Origin of the sequence: Streptomyces sp. NPDC021093, assembly GCF_044333135.1 — a bacterium.
GTDB lineage: Bacteria > Actinomycetota > Actinomycetes > Streptomycetales > Streptomycetaceae > Streptomyces.
Genome location: NZ_JBIRQJ010000008.1, coordinates 479,143 through 495,800, shown reverse-complemented (window position 1 = coordinate 495,800; position 16,658 = coordinate 479,143). Strand labels below are relative to the sequence as shown.

The following is a 16,658-nucleotide window of genomic DNA, read 5'->3' as shown; positions in this document are numbered from 1 at the left end:
CCCGGTCCCTCCGCCGACTCCCGTTCCCGCGCCCCCGGCCCCCGGGCGCTCCCACCGGGCGGCGTACGTCCGCCCGCCTCACCGACAACTTCCGCAAAGGACACCCACGTTGACCACCTCACCGCTCGCCGCAGTCACAGGTGCCGAGGGCTTCATCGGCTCCCATCTGACCGAGGCCCTGGTCGCCGCCGGTTTCCGGGTGCGCGCCATGGCGCAGTACAACTCCTTCTCCTCGTACGGCTGGCTGGAGACGCTGTCCGCCGACGTCCTCGACCAGGTGGAGATCGTCCTCGGAGACGTCCGCGACCCGGGTTCGGTCCGGGCGCTGGCCGAGGGCGCGGACGCCGTGTACCACCTGGCGGCGCTCATCGCGATCCCGTACTCCTACCAGGCGCCGCACAGTTACGTGGACACCAACGTCACCGGCACCCTCAACGTGCTGGAGGCGGTGCGTGCGCTCGGCACCCCGCGCCTGGTGCACACCTCGACCAGCGAGACGTACGGCACCGCTCAGACCGTGCCGATCACCGAGGACCACCCGATCAACACCCAGTCCCCGTACGCCGCTTCGAAGGCGGGCGGCGACCGGCTGGCCGACAGCTACTACGCGAGCTTCGCCACCCCGGTGGTCACCCTGCGCCCGTTCAACACCTTCGGCCCCCGGCAGTCGATGCGGGCGGTCATCCCGACCGTGATCGGACAGGTAGCGGCGGGCTCGCGCACGATCACGCTCGGCGATCTGCGTCCGACCCGCGACTTCACCTTCGTACGGGACACCGCGCAGGCGTTCCTCGCGGTCGGCACCGCGCCCGCCGACGACGTCGTGGGCCGCACCTTCAACGCCGGTACGGGCGGGGAGATCTCGGTCGGCGACCTGGTGCGGCTCATCGGCAAGGTGATGGCGGCCGACCTGGAGGTCCGCGAGGACGAGCAGCGCATCCGGCCGGCCAACTCCGAGGTGATGCGGCTGGTCGCGGACGCGTCCCGGCTGACCGCCGCCACCGGCTGGACCCCGGCCCACGACCTGGAACAGGGGCTGGCCGCGACCGTCGACTTCTTCCGCGACCCGGCCAACCTGGCCCGCTACAAGACCGACATCTACAACATCTGACTCCCCGTCCGGCATCTCGTCCGGCATCTCGTCCGACGCTCCGTCGGACCTGACCGGAATCCCCCACGCACCGCCCTCAACTCCCCCACGCACAGCACGACTCACCTCACCCGTCGCACCAAGGGAGGCCCCCATGCACGCTGTGATACTCGCCGGAGGCAAGGGCGTCCGGCTCCGGCCGTACACCACCGCACTTCCCAAGCCGCTCGTACCGATCGGCGACCAGCACGCCATTCTGGAGATCGTGCTCCGGCAGCTGTCGGCGGCCGGATTCACCAGCTGCACGCTGGCGATCGGTCATCTCGGCCAGATCATCCGGGCCTACGTCGGCGACGGCGAACGCTGGGGCCTGAAGGTCGACTACGCCATCGAGGAGAGCCCGCTGGGCACCATCGGGCCGCTGCTCACCCTGCGCGACCGGCTGCCGGAGACGTTCCTCGTGATGAACGGCGACGTCCTCACCGACCTCGACTACGCCGACGTACTGAAGCAGCACCGCGCCTCCAACGCCCCGCTGACCATTGCCACTTACGCCCGTCAGGTGCGCATCGACTTCGGGGTGCTGACCACCGACGCCAGCAAGGTCGTCGCGTTCACCGAGAAGCCGAGCATGGACTACCGGGTGTCGATGGGGGTGTACGGGCTGTCCCGCGCCACCCTGGACGGCTACACGGCGGGCCTCCCGCTGGGCTTCGACGAGCTGGTGCTTGACCTGCTGGGGACCCACAACCCGCCGCACGCGTACGCGTTCGACGGCTACTGGCTCGACATCGGGCGGCCCGACGACTACGACCGGGCGAACGCGGAGTTCACCACGCACCGCTCGCTGCTGCTCAAGGGAGCCTGAGCGACGATGCGCATTCTCGTCCTGGGTTCCACCGGCTACCTGGGTGCTCACGCCGCCGGGCAGTTGGGCGCCCTCGCGGGCGTCCGGCTGCTCGGCGGCGGCCGGGGCCCCGGCGCCGGACTGCACGTGGATCTCGCCACCACCACGCCTCGTGAACTCGCCGACGCGCTGCGGGAGTTCGACCCCGAGGTGGTGGTCAACTGTGCCGGGGCGGTCGGCGGCGACCCGGTCGCCCTCGCCGAGGTCAACGCCCGCGGCCCGGCCGTCCTGGCCGCCGCCCTGCACCGGTCCGCGCCCCGGGCCAGGCTGGTGCACCTGGGTTCGGCGGCCGAGTACGGGACGACCCCGCACGGCGTGCGGGTCACCGAGTCCGCCGCGACCCGCCCCGCAGGACCGTACGGCGCCACCAAACTCGCCGGGACCCTGACCGTCACCGCGTCCGGCCTCGACGCGGTGGTCCTGCGGGTCGGCAATCCGGTGGGTCCTGGCGCCCCGGCGGCCGGACTGCCGGGGCGCCTCGCCCGGGAGCTGTACGAGGCGGGCGACGACCCGGAGGCGGTGGTCCGCCTCGGCGACCTGTCCGCCTTCCGGGACTTCGTGGACGCCCGGGACGTGGCGCGCGCCGTCGTCCTGGCGACGACGGCGACGGGCCCGCTGCCACCGGTGCTGAACGTGTCCGGCGGCCGAGCAGTCCCGGTCCGTGACCTGGTGGAGGCCCTGATCCGGGTGTCGGGCTTCCGGGGCCGCGTCGAGGAGAGCACGAAGGAGGGGTCGACGCGGTCGGCCGCCGTCTCCTGGCAGTGCTCCGACATCGAGGCGGCGGGCAGCGCACTGGGCTGGCGCCCGGAGTACGCGCTGGAGGACTCGGTACGTGCCCTGTGGGAGGCGGCCCGGGAGGCGGGGCGCGCGCACGGCCCCGTGCCGCGACAGCGGACACCCGGTCCCGCTCCCTCTCCCGTACGGCGGAAACGGTCGTCCGGTCCCCCGCCGGCACCTCCGCAGCGCGCGACGGACGTCGCGCGGTGAGCGTACTGCTGCCGCTCTATGCGCACCCCGATGTGGACCCGGACTCCTGGCGGCTGGCCGCCGAGGCCGCGGGCCGGGTCCACGGCGTCGTGCTGAACGCCGCCGACGGCCCGGGCGAACAGCCGGACCCCGGCTTCGCCCGCGCCTCAAGTGCTCTTCGTTCGGCGGGAGTTCCGGTGCTCGGCTATGTCGATCTGGACTACGGGGAGCGGCCGGACGCGGAGGTGGCGGTCGATCTGGAGCGGCACCGTGCCTGGTTCGCCGTGGACGGGTGGTTCTTCGACCGGGCCCCGGCCGAGCGGTCCGCGCTGCCGCACTGCCGCAGGACCGTCCGGTCCGCGCGCCGGACCGGCGCGCGGACCGTGGTCCTCAACCCGGGCGTCCACCCGGCGCCCGGCTACGCCCGCGTCGCCGACCTGATCGTCACGTTCGAGGGCCACTGGACGAGTTACGTCACCGCCTTCGACCGGCCCCGCTGGACCGCCCGGCATCCCCCGGAACGCTTCTGCCACCTAGTGTACGGCGTCCCGCGCGCGATGTCGGGCGTCGCCGTGCGGACCGCCCGCAGCCGGGGCGCGGCGGTGTGCTGCGCGGTCGGCGGCGAACTCCCCAACCCCTGGTCGGCCCTGCCGCCCGAACTCCTGGAGCCCGCCCCGTGACCGCCGCCCCACGCCCGCTGCTGCCGACGGCTGCCCCGGCAGCGCTGCTCCTGTTCCTCCTGCTGCTCCTGCTCGCGGGCTGTTCGTCGCCGGATCCCGCACCGCGCGCAGGGTCCACCCCGGGGCAGGGATCCGGCCCGGCCACGGCCGCACCCCGGCCCGCCCCGACGGCCGACCCGTCCCCAACGCCCGGTTCCACCCCACCGTCCGCCCCACCGTCCACTCCAGCCACCACGGTTCCGCCCCGAGCACCGGCCGCCACCCGTACGCCGTCACCGGTGCGGCGCATCTGGCAGCCGCGCCCCGGCACCGCCTGGCAGTGGCAGCTCAACGGCCGGGTGGATCCCCGTACCGATGTGCCGGTGTACGACATCGACGGCTTCGAGAACACCGCGGCCGACGTGACCCGCCTCCACGCGGCCGGCCGCAAGGTGATCTGCTACGTCAACGCGGGCGCCTGGGAGAACTTCCGCCCGGACCGCGGCGACTTCCCCGCAGCACTCCTGGGCGGACCGAACGGCTGGGACGGCGAACGCTGGCTGGACATCCGCAAGCTCGACGTCCTGCGCCCGTTGATGGAACGGCGCTTCGAGATGTGCAGGAGCAAGGGCTTCGACGCGGTCGAACCCGACCTGATGGACGCCTACCTCAACGAAACCGGCTTCCCGCTCACGGCCGCCCACCAGCTCGCGTACAACAAGATGCTGTCCTCGCTCGCCCACTCGAAGGGTCTGGCCGTGGGCCTCAAGAACGACCTTCCCCAAATCCCGGAACTGGTCCGGCACTTCGACTTCGCGGTCAACGAGCAGTGCGCGGAGTTCGACGAGTGCACGGCGCTGCGGCCGTTCGTCGCCGCGGGCAAGGCGGTCTTCCACGTGGAGTACGACCTGCCCAACGGCGAGTTCTGCAGCCAGACCCGGCGCCTCGGCCTCTCCTCCATGCGCAAGAACCTGAAGCTCGACCCGTGGCGCAAACCGTGCTGAGGCAGGGCCGGGCTCAGCCCGCCCCCTCGCTCCCTCGCAGCGATCCCCGTACGAAAGCGGCCTGGCCCGCGTGCTGGAGGTCGTCGGCGAGGACGCTGATCAGCCGTACGCCCAAGGTCACCGGCGGGTCCCACCCCTTGTCGACCACCCGGTCGAGGTCGTCCTCGCCGATCGTCGCCAGGTAGCCCAGGCTCCGCCCGTGCACGGCGTCGTAATAACCGAGGAGATCACCGGCGGACGCCACCCGCACGGAAGCCATCTGCTCCGCCGTGTGGCCGTACCCGGTGTCCGCGATGTCCAGGGACAGGCCGAACCGCTCGGCCCAGCCATCCTCGACCCAGGCCTGCTCCCGCCCTGCGAGCTCACTGACGTGGTCGTCCTGCACCCGGGTGAGGTGCCAGACCAGCCAGCCGACGGTATTGGCCCCTTCCGGCACCTGCCGGGACAGCTCCTGGGCCGACAGCCCGTCGACGGCCTCGTGGACCACTTCCTTGATCCGTCCGAATCCCTCGACGAGTACGTCACTGATGCGCATGGTTCGCCTCCGGCGGTACGAGCGGCTTCCCTCCCCCTCCATCCCCCATCATCGGCCGAACCCGGCCCCAGGACACCTCAGGTCAGATCGAAGGCCCCGGCCCTGGCATTGATCACGAAGGCACGCCACTCCGCCGGATTGAAGATCAGCGACGGACTGCCGGGCGCGGCCCCATTGCGCATCGCGATGAACCCCTCCACGAAGGCGATCTGTACGTCGCCCGCCCCCTTGCTGCCGGACTGCCAGTCGGCCCCGCTCAGATCGAGCTCCGGCCTGGCCGAGCCCACCGGCCCCTGCTGCGTGCTTGTCGCCACGTCGCGCTCCTCCCGGTTCGTCGTCGTCCGTGAGCCACAGTAGCGATCGCACCGGGTGACCGACAGGCCACGGAAGGGGTCATCCGGTCGGCGCTTGCGCCCCCACCACCCACATCGCGAAGAACTGTGCTCCGCCGCCGTAGGCGTGGCCGAGGGCGGTGCGGGCTCCTTCGATCTGGTGCTCGCCGGCCTGGCCCCGTACCTGGAGGGCGGCTTCGGCGAAGCGGATCATGCCGGAGGCGCCGATGGGGTTGGTGGAGAGGACGCCGCCGGAGGGGTTGACGGGGAGGTCGCCGTCGAGTTCGGTGACGCCGGACTCGGTGAGTTTCCAGCCCTCGCCCTCGGCGGCGAAGCCCAGGTTTTCGAGCCACATGGGTTCGTACCAGGAGAAGGGGACGTACATCTCGGCCACGTCGATCTCGCGGCGCGGGTCGGTGATGCCGGCCTGGTGGTAGACGTCGGCGGCGCAGTCCTTGCCGGCCTGCGGGGAGACGAAGTCCTTGCCCGCGAAGAGGGTGGGTTCGCTGCGCATGGCTCCGCCGTGCACCCAGGCGGGCGGCCGGGGTGCGCGGGACGCGCCCGTACGGTCGGTGAGGATCATCGCGCAGGCGCCGTCGGAGGACGGGCAGGTCTCGGAGTAGCGGACGGGGTCCCACAGCATGGGGGCCGACTGGACCTTTTCGAGGGTGAGGGCGGGGTCCTTGAGGTGGGCGTAGGGGTTCTTGAGGGCGTTGCGGCGGTCCTTGTACGCGACGAGGGAGCCGATGGTGTCGGGGGCGCCGGTGCGGCGCATGTACGCGCGGATGTGCGGGGCGAAGAAGCCGCCCGCCCCGGCGAGGAGGGGCTGCTGGAAGGGGACGGGGAGCGAGAGGCCCCACATGGCGTTGGACTCGGACTGCTTCTCGAAGGCGAGGGTGAGGACGGTGCTGTGGACGCGGGCGGCGATCAGGTTGGTGGCGACGAGGGCGGTGGAGCCGCCGACGGAGCCCGCGGTGTGGACGCGGAGCATCGGTTTGCCGACGGCTCCGAGCGCGTCAGCGAGGTAGAGCTCCGGCATCATGACGCCCTCGAAGAAGTCGGGGGCCTTGCCGATGACGACGGCGTCGATGTCCTGCCAGGTCAACTGTGCGTCGGCAAGGGCACGTTGGGCTGCTTCGCGGACCAGTCCTGCGATCGAGACGTCGTGGCGGGCGGAGACGTGGTGCGTCTGGCCGATGCCGACGACGGCCACGGGCTCCTTGCCGGTTGCGTTGCTACTCACTCTGCTCCCCCTCCAGGACCGCTACGAGGTTCTGCTGCAGGCACGGGCCGGAAGTGGCGTGCGCCAGTGCCCGGTCCGACTCGCCCCGGTGGATGCGGGCGGCCGCCTCACCGATCCTGATCAGCCCGGCGGCCATCACCGGGTTGGCGGCGAGCGCGCCGCCCGACGGGTTGACCGTGACCTCGTCGCCGAGTCGTAGCGCCTTGCGCAGCACGACCTCCTGGGAGGTGAAGGGGGCGTGCAACTCCGCCGTGTCGAGGGGGAGTTCGTACGCTCCGGCCCGTTCGGCCGCCAGTCGGGCGGACGGGGAGTCGGTGAGGTCGCGCACGCCCAGCGAGTGCGCCTCGATGCGGTGGTCCATGCCCCGGATCCAGGCGGGCCGCGCGCACAGTTCGCGGGCCCGGTCCCCGGCGGCGAGGATCACCGCGGCGGCGCCGTCACCGATCGGCGGGCAGTCGCCGGTACGCAGGGGCCGCACCAGGTAATCGCCCGAGGGGACGTCACCGTGCAGTTGGGCGTGGGGATTTGAGCTGGCGGCGGTGCGGCTGCGGGCCGCGACTCCGGCGAGTGCGGGCTCGTCCGTGTCGCCCGCGTCGATGAGCGCCTGCGCCTGGAGCGCGGCCAGGGAGACCGAGTCGGGCCAGAGCGGGGCGACGTAGTACGGGTCGAGCTGGCGGGTCATGACGTCGCGGATCTCGCCGGGCGAGGACTTTCCGTACGCGTAGACGAGCGCGGTGTCCGCCTCCCCGGTGAGGATCTTCACCCAAGCCTCGTACAGCGCCCAGGCCCCGTCCATCTCGACGTGCGACTCGGAGATCGGCGGCCAGGCGCCGACGCCGTCCAGGGCCATGGTGAAGGAGAAGGCGCGGCCCGCGAGGTAGTCGCTTGAGCCGGAACAGGTGAAGCCGATGTCGCTGGTCCGCAGCCCGGTCTCGGCCAGCACCCGGTGCAGGACCGGCATCAGCATCTCGACCTCGGACACCTCGTCGGTGCGGCGCCGGTGGTCGGTCTGCGCGAAGGCGACGACGGCGACGTCGCGGATGGGCCGCGGCGCGGGTGTGGACGCGGAAGTGGGCGCGGGTGCGGGCGCGGGTGTGGACGCCGGTGTGGACGCCGGTGTGGACGCCGGTGTGGGCGCCATGTCAGATCAGCTCCTTGTACACGTCGTAGTCGGCGTCCGGCTCGCCGGTGGGCCGGTAGTGGTCGGGGTAGCGGGCGCCTTCGGTCCACACGGGTTCGACCCGCAGTCCCATCCGGACCTGGTCGTACGGGATGCCGGCGATGCGGCCGTGCAGGGCGAGGTCGGCGCCGTCGAGGGCGATGTGCGCGTAGACGTACGGCACTTCGATGTCCAGGTTCTTCGCCTTGATGTTGACGATGCAGAAGGTGGTCACGGTGCCGCGCGGCCCGACCTCGACCTGTTCGGCGGTGGCGACGCCGCAGGTGGGGCAGGCGCCGCGGGGCGGCACGTACACCTTGCGGCAGGACGGGCAGCGCTCGCCGACGATGCGGTGACCGGCGAGCGCGGTGAGGTAGTCGGTGGGGGCGCGGCCGGGGGTGTAGGTGTAGTCGAGGCGCGCGGGGGCGGTGAGGGTGGTGACCATGTCGGTGAACCGGCCGGTGTGGGCGGCGGGTTGATGCCCGTCGTTGCTTTCGTGCGGCTCGAAGCAGGCGATGTCGGTGATGGCGCCGGTACGTTCCTCGGCCCAGCGGACCCGGACGCGCATACCCGTGCGGACGTGGTCGGGGCCGGGGGCGTCGAGGGCGTGCAGGAGGGCGGTGTCGGCGCCGCCGAGCCGGACGAGGACCCAGGCGAAGGGGGTGTCCAGGGGCTGGAAGGGGCGGGGAGAAGGGTTCCAGGCCCAGGTGGTCACCGTGCCGGTGGGGGCGACTTCGACGAGGTCGCGGATCTCTTCGGCGGTGAGGGGGTCGTACTCCGTGGGCGGCACGAGGACCTTGCGGTCGGAGGTACGGACACCGAGGAGCGTGCGGTGCCGGAGTCCGGTCAGGAAGGCGGACTGGACGGGGCCGAGGGAACGGGTGAAGGGGAACTCTACGGTGAGGGGGGCGCGGAGGGTTTCGGGGGAGGGGGGTGAGGTACGCATGGGCGGGGCTCCCTTTCTGGGGTGGGGGTGAGGTGCGCGGTGGCGAGGGCGTGCGGTCGTGGAGGGGCGTGCCGCGGTGGGGGCCGCCCCCTTGCCCACCCGTCCCGCCCCCGGGGGGCGGCCCCGCTGCCCAAGGAGGCTAGGGGGCGGCGGCGTCAGCCGCCCAAGGGGCTAGGGGGCAGGCGTTTAGGGGCGCGGGGAACTGCGCGACCAGCCACGACGCACCCGCAGGTGACCACCCGCCGCCCCGCGCCCAAGCGGCCCGCGTCGGCACACGGCGGTGGCCGCCCGATGGCCTACTCCCGCCGATAGACCGGCGGCCTCTTCTCCGCGAAGGCCCTCGCCCCCTCCCTCGCGTCCTCCGTGTCGAAGATCGGCCAGCCGCGCTTCAGTTCCGCCGCCAACCCGTCCTCCTCCGGCATCCCCAACGTCTCGTAGACGGACGCCTTCACCGCCTCCACCGCCAACGGCCCGCACGCATTGACCTGTTCGGCGATGGACAGGGCCTTCTCCAGCGCCGTCCCGTCCGGCACGACATGCCCGATCAGCCCGATCCGCGCCGCCTCCTCCGCCCCGTACGCCCGCCCCGTCAGCAGCATTTCCAGCGCATGCGTGCGCGCGATCTGCCGCGGCAGCCGTACCGTCGAGCCGCCGATCGGGAAGAGGCCCCGCCGCACCTCGAAGAGACCGAAGGTCGCCGAAGCGCCGGCCACCCGGATGTCGGTCCCCTGCAGGATCTCCGTGCCGCCCGCCACGCAGGGTCCCTCGACCGCCGCGATCACCGGCTTGCGCGGCCTGTGGTGGCGCAGCATCGCCTTCCAGTGCAGATCGGGGTCGGCCTTCATGCGGTCCCGGTAGTTGTCCCCCGCACCGCCCATCTCCCGTGTACCGGCGAGGGCCTTGAGGTCCATCCCTGCACAGAAGGAGCCGCCCGCCCCGGTCAGTACGACCGAGCGGACGGAATCGTCCGCGTCGGCCGCCAGCCAGCCGTCGTACAGCCCGACCAGCATCGAAAGCGACAGGGCGTTCTTCGCCTCGGGCCTGTTCAGGGTGAGCACCAGCGTGGCGCCCTCGCGCCGCACGGCGAGGTGCTCCGTGCCCGGTTCCGTGCCCGGTTCCGTCCCCAATTCCGTGCCCGGTTCCGTACCACCGTCCATCTCCGTACCACCGTCCATGACCGTCCTCCCGCCGTCGGACCCTCGTCAGACCTGGAACAGGTTGCAGGAGAGCCCTCACCACTTCAAGAGTTTTCTGACAGTCAGTCAGATTTCTTCGGCGCACTCCCTTCCCACTTGACGCCACCTTTGCTGTGATGACCGACACATCAACTGGGGCCCCCGCACCCGAGGTTCAGGAGGAACGGTGGAGTACAACCTTGCCGACCTGTTCGAGTCGGTAGTCGACGCGGTCCCGGACCGCGAGGCGCTCGTGTACATCGACCATCCCGGCACGGGCGCCGAGCGCCGCCTCACCTACTCCGCACTCGACGCTGCCGCCAACCGCATCGCCCACCACCTGATCGACGCGGGGCTGAAGCCCGGCGAGCACCTGGGTCTGCACCTCTACAACGGCATCGAGTACCTCCAGACCGTGCTGGCCTGCCTGAAGGCACGCCTCGTCCCGGTCAATGTGAACTACCGCTACGTGGAAGAGGAGTTGGTCTACCTCTACCGTGACGCGGACCTCGCGGGGCTCGTCTTCGACGCCGAGTTCACCGAGCGGGTGTCCGCCGCGCTGCCGCGCACCGACAAGCTGCGGCACCTGGTGCGGGTGGGCACGCCCCCCGACTCGGCACCCGCCCTCGACTGCGTGGAGTTCGCCGACGCCGAGGCCGCCGCCCCGGCCGTGCGGGGCTTCGCCGCCCGGTCCGCCGACGACCTGTTCATCATCTACACCGGCGGCACGACCGGCATGCCCAAGGGTGTGATGTGGCGTCAGGAAGACTTGTTCTTCGCGGGGTTGTTCGGCGGCGACCCGGCCGGTGAGCCGATCCGGCGGCCCGAGGAGCTGGCCGTGCGCGTCGCGGCGGGCGGCGAAGGGCTCACCTTCTTCCCCACTCCCCCACTGATGCACGGCACTTCGACGCTGACCTCGTTCATCGCGTTCAACTACGGCCAGCGGGTGGTGATCCACCGCAAGTACGCGCCGGAGGAGGTGCTGCGGACGATCGAGAAGGAGAAGGTGTCCAGTGTGTCCCTGGTCGGCGACGCGATGCTCCGGCCGCTGGTCGACGCGCTGCACGGGCCGCTGAAGGGTACCGACCTCTCCTCCCTGTTCAGCGTCTCCTCGTCGGGCGCGATCATGTCGGAAACGGTGCGCGCCCAGTTCCAGGAGCTGGTGCCGAACGTGCTGCTGCTGAACAACTTCGGCTCCTCCGAGTCCGGTTCGAACGGCAAGGCCACCGACGACTCGGGCCCCGAGAAGGGGTTCCGTCTTGAGGTCAACGAGCGCACCCGGGTGGTCGACCCGGCGACGTACGCCCCGGTGGCGGTCGGCGAGATCGGCCGGCTCGCCCAGTGCGGTCACGTACCGCTCGGCTACTACAACGACCCGAAGAAGTCCGCCGAGACCTTCTTCCAGCGCGACGGCCAGCGCTGGGTGCTGCTCGGCGACATGGCAACGGTCGACGAGACGGGCATCGTCACCGTCCTCGGCCGCGGTTCGCAGTGCATCAACACCGGGGGCGAGAAGGTCTATCCGGAGGAGGTCGAGCAGGCGCTGAAGTCCCACCCCGAGGTGTACGACGCACTGGTCGCCGGGGTGCCCGACGCCAAGTGGGGCAACCGGGTCGCGGCGGTGGTCCAGGTTCGCGAGGGCGGCACCGCACCCGACCTGGCCGCCGTTCAGGAGCACTGCCGGACCCGCCTCGCGGGCTACAAGATCCCCCGGAAACTGGTCATCACCGACCGGATCCGGCGCTCGCCCAGCGGCAAGGCGGACTACCGGTGGGCGAAGGCGACAGCCGCTCAGGAGGAGTGAGACGGGCACCGCCCGTCGGAGCAGGGGCCGCCCGTCAGGGCGGGGCCTGCCCGTCAAGGCGGGGCCTGCCCGTCAAGGCGGGGCCTGCCCGTCAGCCGCAGACCGCCAGCCGCGGAACGTCAGTCGCAGACCGTCCGCAGCGACCGCGCCAGCGCCCTCGTGTGCAGCGCGTCGAGGTGCCGCGCGTGCGCGACCCGGGCCGCCGACAGCAGGGTTACGGGCGTGCAGTACGCCGCGCCGCGCGCCTGCGCCGAGTCCCTGATGCCCTGCACGAGCCCGGTGTTGATGCGGTTGATCTCCTTGCGCACCTCACCCAGGTCGGGGCGCCCGGCCGGTGCCTCGGCGGGGTGCGCGTCCCAGCGCCGGTGCAGGGCGCGCTGCACCACCTTGTTGGCCTCGATCTGGTCGCGGAAGATCCGTACCGTCGCCACGGGGTCGGCACCGGACTCCTTCGCCTGCTGCTCCACCGTCTCCAGGACGACCTTCTCGCGGGCCGGATCGTCGATGGGACTGTCGGTGCCGTACTTGGCCGCGGCGACCAGGTCCGCGGTGGCCAGACGCTGCGCGGACCAGTCGGCGAGCGGCCCGAGCCGACCGAGCGGGCCCGACGCGTGGGCCGCCGAGACCGACGCGTGGGCCTCTGAGACCGGCGCGGCGACCGCCGTCCCGGCCCCGACGCTCAGTACGGCTGCTGCGGCCGCCACAGCCGCGAACAGCCGGCGGCGGGTGGGAGAACTCTGCTGCACAGTGACTCCTTCGATGGGTGGTCGTCCGATCACAAGCTTCAACCCCTCTTCGGTTCCCTCAGCAACGCGCGCATCGCCCGTCCGAAGACCAGCCGTCCCGCAGCGGCCAGCACCGGGTCGCACACCCGGGGCAGCCCGCGCAGCCGCAGGTCCTCCGTCCACACCACGCGCGCCCCACCCCCGTCGCCGGGCTCTTCCCGTACTTCGATCTCCGCCCAGCCCGTCACCACCCGGCCGTGCTTCTCCAGCCTGCAGCGGTACGGCGGCTGCCACGCGGTCACCTCCATCGGGTCGTCGAAACCGAGCCGTCCGAGCCCGGTGCGGGCCACGAACCGGGTGCCCTCCCGGGTCGGCGGCGCGGTGGTGACGGTGATGCGGGTGAAGGGGACCTGAGCGGCGTGCCGCTCCCAGGCGGTGAGCCTGCGCCAGGCCTCGGCGGGCGCGAGCGGCGTACGGTCTGCGATACGGAAGAGGGCCACGGGGCGACTGTACGAAACCCCGGCCCACCTGCCACACCTGCTGAGGCCCGCGCCACATGAAGTCCTGCACCCGCTGAAGCCCGCACCACATGAAGTGCCGTACCGCCCCATGCGTTGCAGGATGGAACGCATGCTCCTTGACGCCCTCGCCCGCGTGTCCCGGGACGTCGCCGCGACCTCCGCGCGCTCGAAGAAGACGGCCCTGCTGGCGGAGCTGTTCCGGGCCGCCGCCCCGGAGGACGTGCCGATCGTCGTCCCGTACCTCTCCGGACGCCTCCCGCAGGGCCGGATCGGCATCGGCTGGAACCTGCTGCGCGACCCCATGCCGCCCGCCGCCGAGCCGACGCTCACCGTGGCGGGGGTCGACGCCGCGCTCACCGCGTTCGCCGCGGTCGCCGGGCCCGGTGCGCAGACCGAGCGGGCCGGGCTCGTACGGGAACTGATGGCCGCCGCCACCGAGGACGAGCAGCGCTTCCTCAGGGGCCTGCTCACCGGCGAGGTCCGCCAGGGGGCGCTGGACGCCCTGGCCGCCGAAGGGCTCGCCGTGGCGGCGGGCGCCGCGCCCGCGGACGTACGGCGGGCGGTGATGCTCGGGGGTTCGCTAACCGCGGTGGGCCGGGCGCTGCTGGCCGAGGGGCCCGGGGCGCTCGGGCGGTTCGCACTGCGGGTGGGGCGGGCGGTGCCGCCGATGCTCGCGAGCCCGGGCAAGTCGCTCGACGAGGCCCTGGCCAAGCTGGGGCCGTGTGCGGTGGAGGAGAAGCTGGACGGCATCCGGGTGCAGGTGCACCGGGACGGGGACGAGGTGCGGGTGTTCACCAGGACGCTGGAGGACATCACCGACCGGATTCCCGAACTCGTCGAGATGGCAGGTGGGTTGAAGGGTGACCGGTTCGTTCTGGACGGTGAGGTGATCGCCTTGGGGGCGGACGGCCGGCCGCTGCCGTTCCAGGACGTGGCGGGCCGGGTGGGCTCCCGGCTGGACGTCGCGGCGGCCAGGGAGGCGCTGCCGCTGTCCCCGGTGTTCTTCGACGTGCTGGCCGCCGACGGCGAGTCCGTTCTCGATCTTCCGTATCGGGAGCGGCGGCTGCGGCTGGAGCGGCTCGTTCCGGGGCCCCAGTGCGTACGCCGGGCGGAGGAGGGCACGGAGCCAGCGGCGGACTTCCTGGCGCGGACCCTGGAGCGGGGCCACGAGGGAGTCGTGCTGAAGGCGCTGGACTCCCCCTACCAGACGGGCCGGCGCGGTGCCTCCTGGCTGAAGGTGAAGCCGGTGCACACCCTGGACCTGGTGGTGCTCGCCGCCGAGTGGGGGCACGGGCGGCGCACCGGAAAGCTGTCGAACCTGCATCTGGGGGCGCTCAGGCCCGACGGCTCGTTCGCGATGCTCGGCAAGACCTTCAAGGGGCTCACCGACGCGATGCTGGAGTGGCAGACGGAGCGGCTGGGGGCACTCAAGGTGTCCGAGGAGGGGTACGTGGTGCGTGTGCGGCCGGAGCTGGTCGTGGAGGTCGCCTTCGACGGGCTCCAGCGGTCCACCCGTTACCCGGAGGGTGTGACGCTGCGGTTCGCGCGGGTGGTGCGCCACCGAACGGACAAGCGCGCGTCGGACGCCAACACGGTCGCCGACGTACTCGCGTCCGGGCCGCTGCGGGCGGACGATTGACCGTATGCACACGCACCAGCGCCTCTCCGCCGCGGCCGGCGTCGCCGCCGCGCTCCTGCTCGCCGCCTCGACCACCGCCGCCGCCTGTGTCCAGCCCGTGCCCGGCGGCAGCCCGCTGCCGCGCTGCGCGGAACGGAACCTGTCCGTCGAGGTGACCGCCGCACCGACCCCGGACGTCCTCAAGCTCCGCTTCACCAACAACGCCCGGCACGCCTGCGCCGTGGACCGCGTCCCCACGGTCACCTTCGGCGACCTGGACGGCGCGGCCCGCCCGGAGCCCCCGGTGGGGAGCGCTCCCTACCGGGTGGCGGCGGGCGCCACCGCGTACGCCACGGTCCGTACGGTCCTCGCACCGCCCACCCCCGGCGACGTACGGACCGTGCGGGACATCGTGGTGGCGGCGCACCCCGCGCACCACGGGCTGCGGATCACGGCCGCCGAGCTGGGGCTGCCGAGGGGGGTCAGGGTGTACGACCCGGTCACCTCCCTCTGGAAGCCCAAGGCTCCCTGAGCCCACCGGCCGGTCTGCTCGACGACGGCCAACTTGCCGACGTCCTATTCGCCGCCCGTCAACTTCCGCTCCTGCACACGGAGTTGAAGGGCGGCGACGTCGAGCAGCGGAGTGCCGACCCCCAGCGTGCGGGCCCGGTCGGTCAGGTCGCCGAAGAGGTGCTCGGCCTCCGAGGGGAGTCCCGCCACCACGTCCCGGTAGAGGGAGGTGGTGAGCGGCGACCCCGCCCCGGTGGCGGTCTCCGTGGCGAAGGCGCGCAGGTCGTCCGGCAGCGGGTGACCGGCCGCCTTCGCCACGGCGGCTGCCTCGGCCAGTACGGCGGGGCCCAGTACGGCGCCGCCGGGTGCGGCGACGACCTCGCCGACGGTGCCGCGCCCGAGGAGGTTCACGGCGCTCACCGTCACGATGAACGCCCACTTGGCCCACATCGCGCCGAGGATGTCCGGCGTCACGTCCGCGTCGATGCCCGGCACCCCGTCGAGGAGCGCGCCGATCGCGGCGGCGCGGGGCGAGGTGCCGCCGCCGGTCTCGCCGAGGGTCAGGGCGGCGGGCGGGGCCAGCCGGACGATGTCGCCCTCGTCGTCCAGGGCCGTGACGACCTTGGCGACGCCGCCCCACACCCGGTCCTTGCCGAAGTGCCCGGCGAGGGTGTCCAGGTGGGCGAGGCCGTTCAGGACGGGAACGATCACGGTGTCCGGGCCGACTGCGGGGGCGAAGTCGTGGACGGCCGGCGCGAGCGCGGTGGCCTTCACGGTGAGCAGGATCAGGTCGTACGGGGCCGGGGCGGGAGCCGCGGCGGAGGCCAGTTCGGCGGCGGTGACCAGGTGCGGGGTCAGCTCCAGTTCCTCGCCGAGGCCGGTGAGGCGCAGCCCCCTGCGGCGCAGGGTGTCGGCCCGCTGCGGCCGGACCAGGAAGGTGACGTCCTGTCCCGCCAGGGCGAGGCGGGCACCGAAGTAGCCGCCGGTCGCTCCGGCGCCGACTACCAGGATTCTCATGACGGATGGGCCTTTCGACGGACGGTCCTGAAGGATTGACGCACGGTCAGCGGCCCGCGTCGCGCGCCACCTTCGCCGCCCACAGCACCAGCGGGACCTGGAGCGGGATGCGTGCGTACGCCCCGGCGCGCAGGGCGGTCGGCTTGTCCCGCCAGTCGCGCGCCATCTTGAGGTGCGCCGGGAGGATGCCGGCGAAGAACCCGGCCGCCGCCAGCCCGCCCGCCTTCCTGGTCTGCGGTACGGCGATGGCGGCGGCCAGCAGCAGTTCGGCGACGCCGCTCGCGTGCGTCCAGGTGCGCTGCTTGCCCGGCAGGAATTCCGGCACCAGGCCGTCGAAGAGCTTCGGCGCCACGACGTGGGCGGCACCGGCTCCTGCGAGCAGGCCGACGAGAAGGCGGGCGGGGCGGTCGTTCGCGGTCAACTCGGGCCTCCGGTGGAAGGAGTTAC

General features: G+C 72.5%; 18 protein-coding genes. 8 read left to right on the top strand and 10 right to left on the bottom strand.

The window, feature by feature from the left end; genetic code table 11:
• Positions 1-109 precede the first annotated feature (109 nt).
• From ACH4SP_RS27105 to ACH4SP_RS27085, 5 genes are all read left to right on the top strand, one after another.
• Positions 110-1,111, top strand: a complete 1,002-nt coding sequence (locus ACH4SP_RS27105) for an SDR family NAD(P)-dependent oxidoreductase (protein WP_398418280.1) — start codon at positions 110-112, stop codon at positions 1,109-1,111.
• Positions 1,112-1,244: 133 nt separating this feature from the next.
• Complete coding sequence (locus ACH4SP_RS27100; protein WP_398418278.1) at positions 1,245-1,958, top strand: NDP-sugar synthase; 714 nt, start codon at positions 1,245-1,247, stop codon at positions 1,956-1,958.
• A gap of 6 nt (positions 1,959-1,964) precedes the next feature.
• Positions 1,965-2,984, top strand: coding sequence for an NAD-dependent epimerase/dehydratase family protein (locus ACH4SP_RS27095; protein ID WP_398418276.1), 1,020 nt, complete (start codon positions 1,965-1,967; stop codon positions 2,982-2,984).
• On the top strand, positions 2,981-3,643 hold the full coding sequence (locus ACH4SP_RS27090; protein WP_398418275.1) for a spherulation-specific family 4 protein: 663 nt from the start codon (positions 2,981-2,983) through the stop codon (positions 3,641-3,643). Before ACH4SP_RS27095 ends, ACH4SP_RS27090 begins: the two co-directional genes overlap by 4 nt.
• Complete coding sequence (locus ACH4SP_RS27085; RefSeq protein WP_398418273.1) at positions 3,640-4,626, top strand: endo alpha-1,4 polygalactosaminidase; 987 nt, start codon at positions 3,640-3,642, stop codon at positions 4,624-4,626. Before ACH4SP_RS27090 ends, ACH4SP_RS27085 begins: the two co-directional genes overlap by 4 nt.
• Positions 4,627-4,639: 13 nt before the next feature.
• On the opposite strand, the gene ACH4SP_RS27080 is transcribed toward ACH4SP_RS27085, so the two are convergent.
• The 6 genes from ACH4SP_RS27080 to ACH4SP_RS27055 all read right to left on the bottom strand — a co-directional run bounded on the left by ACH4SP_RS27080 (position 4,640) and on the right by ACH4SP_RS27055 (position 9,998).
• The gene (locus tag ACH4SP_RS27080; RefSeq protein WP_398418271.1) at positions 4,640-5,161 is read right to left on the bottom strand and encodes a DUF664 domain-containing protein; all 522 of its coding nucleotides are present in this window, start codon (positions 5,159-5,161) and stop codon (positions 4,640-4,642) included.
• A 77-nt stretch (positions 5,162-5,238) separates the two neighbouring features.
• Complete coding sequence (locus tag ACH4SP_RS27075) at positions 5,239-5,475, bottom strand: DUF397 domain-containing protein (RefSeq protein WP_398418269.1); 237 nt, start codon at positions 5,473-5,475, stop codon at positions 5,239-5,241.
• 79 nt (positions 5,476-5,554) lie between these two features.
• A complete protein-coding gene (locus tag ACH4SP_RS27070; RefSeq protein WP_398418267.1) occupies positions 5,555-6,736 on the bottom strand; it encodes a thiolase domain-containing protein in 1,182 nt (393 codons plus the stop codon).
• Positions 6,729-7,778: a thiolase domain-containing protein gene (locus tag ACH4SP_RS27065; RefSeq protein ID WP_398418395.1), complete on the bottom strand. Its 1,050-nt coding sequence runs from the start codon at positions 7,776-7,778 to the stop codon at positions 6,729-6,731. Before ACH4SP_RS27065 ends, ACH4SP_RS27070 begins: the two co-directional genes overlap by 8 nt.
• Positions 7,779-7,878: 100 nt before the next feature.
• Positions 7,879-8,841: a Zn-ribbon domain-containing OB-fold protein gene (locus tag ACH4SP_RS27060; protein WP_398418265.1), complete on the bottom strand. Its 963-nt coding sequence runs from the start codon at positions 8,839-8,841 to the stop codon at positions 7,879-7,881.
• Between the two features lie 296 nt (positions 8,842-9,137).
• On the bottom strand, positions 9,138-9,998 hold the full coding sequence (locus tag ACH4SP_RS27055) for a crotonase/enoyl-CoA hydratase family protein (RefSeq protein WP_398418393.1): 861 nt from the start codon (positions 9,996-9,998) through the stop codon (positions 9,138-9,140).
• A 205-nt stretch (positions 9,999-10,203) separates the two neighbouring features.
• Between ACH4SP_RS27055 and ACH4SP_RS27050 the strand changes: the two genes are divergently transcribed.
• The gene (locus ACH4SP_RS27050) at positions 10,204-11,820 is read left to right on the top strand and encodes an acyl-CoA synthetase (protein ID WP_398418264.1); all 1,617 of its coding nucleotides are present in this window, start codon (positions 10,204-10,206) and stop codon (positions 11,818-11,820) included.
• Between the two features lie 119 nt (positions 11,821-11,939).
• On the opposite strand, the gene aroQ is transcribed toward ACH4SP_RS27050, so the two are convergent.
• Positions 11,940-12,566: a gamma subclass chorismate mutase AroQ gene (gene aroQ / locus ACH4SP_RS27045; protein WP_398418262.1), complete on the bottom strand. Its 627-nt coding sequence runs from the start codon at positions 12,564-12,566 to the stop codon at positions 11,940-11,942.
• Positions 12,567-12,604: 38 nt separating this feature from the next.
• Positions 12,605-13,045: an SRPBCC family protein gene (locus tag ACH4SP_RS27040; protein WP_398418259.1), complete on the bottom strand. Its 441-nt coding sequence runs from the start codon at positions 13,043-13,045 to the stop codon at positions 12,605-12,607.
• A gap of 130 nt (positions 13,046-13,175) precedes the next feature.
• On the opposite strand from ACH4SP_RS27040, the gene ACH4SP_RS27035 reads away from it, so the two are divergent.
• Positions 13,176-14,705, top strand: coding sequence for an ATP-dependent DNA ligase (locus ACH4SP_RS27035; RefSeq protein WP_398418257.1), 1,530 nt, complete (start codon positions 13,176-13,178; stop codon positions 14,703-14,705).
• Between the two features lie 4 nt (positions 14,706-14,709).
• Positions 14,710-15,216, top strand: coding sequence for a DUF4232 domain-containing protein (locus ACH4SP_RS27030; RefSeq protein ID WP_398418255.1), 507 nt, complete (start codon positions 14,710-14,712; stop codon positions 15,214-15,216).
• A gap of 44 nt (positions 15,217-15,260) precedes the next feature.
• On the opposite strand, the gene ACH4SP_RS27025 is transcribed toward ACH4SP_RS27030, so the two are convergent.
• Together ACH4SP_RS27025 and ACH4SP_RS27020 are read right to left on the bottom strand one after the other, a co-directional pair.
• On the bottom strand, positions 15,261-16,211 hold the full coding sequence (locus ACH4SP_RS27025) for a 2-dehydropantoate 2-reductase (RefSeq protein ID WP_398418253.1): 951 nt from the start codon (positions 16,209-16,211) through the stop codon (positions 15,261-15,263).
• Between the two features lie 46 nt (positions 16,212-16,257).
• Positions 16,258-16,632, bottom strand: coding sequence for a hypothetical protein (locus ACH4SP_RS27020; RefSeq protein ID WP_398418251.1), 375 nt, complete (start codon positions 16,630-16,632; stop codon positions 16,258-16,260).
• Positions 16,633-16,658 lie beyond the last annotated feature (26 nt).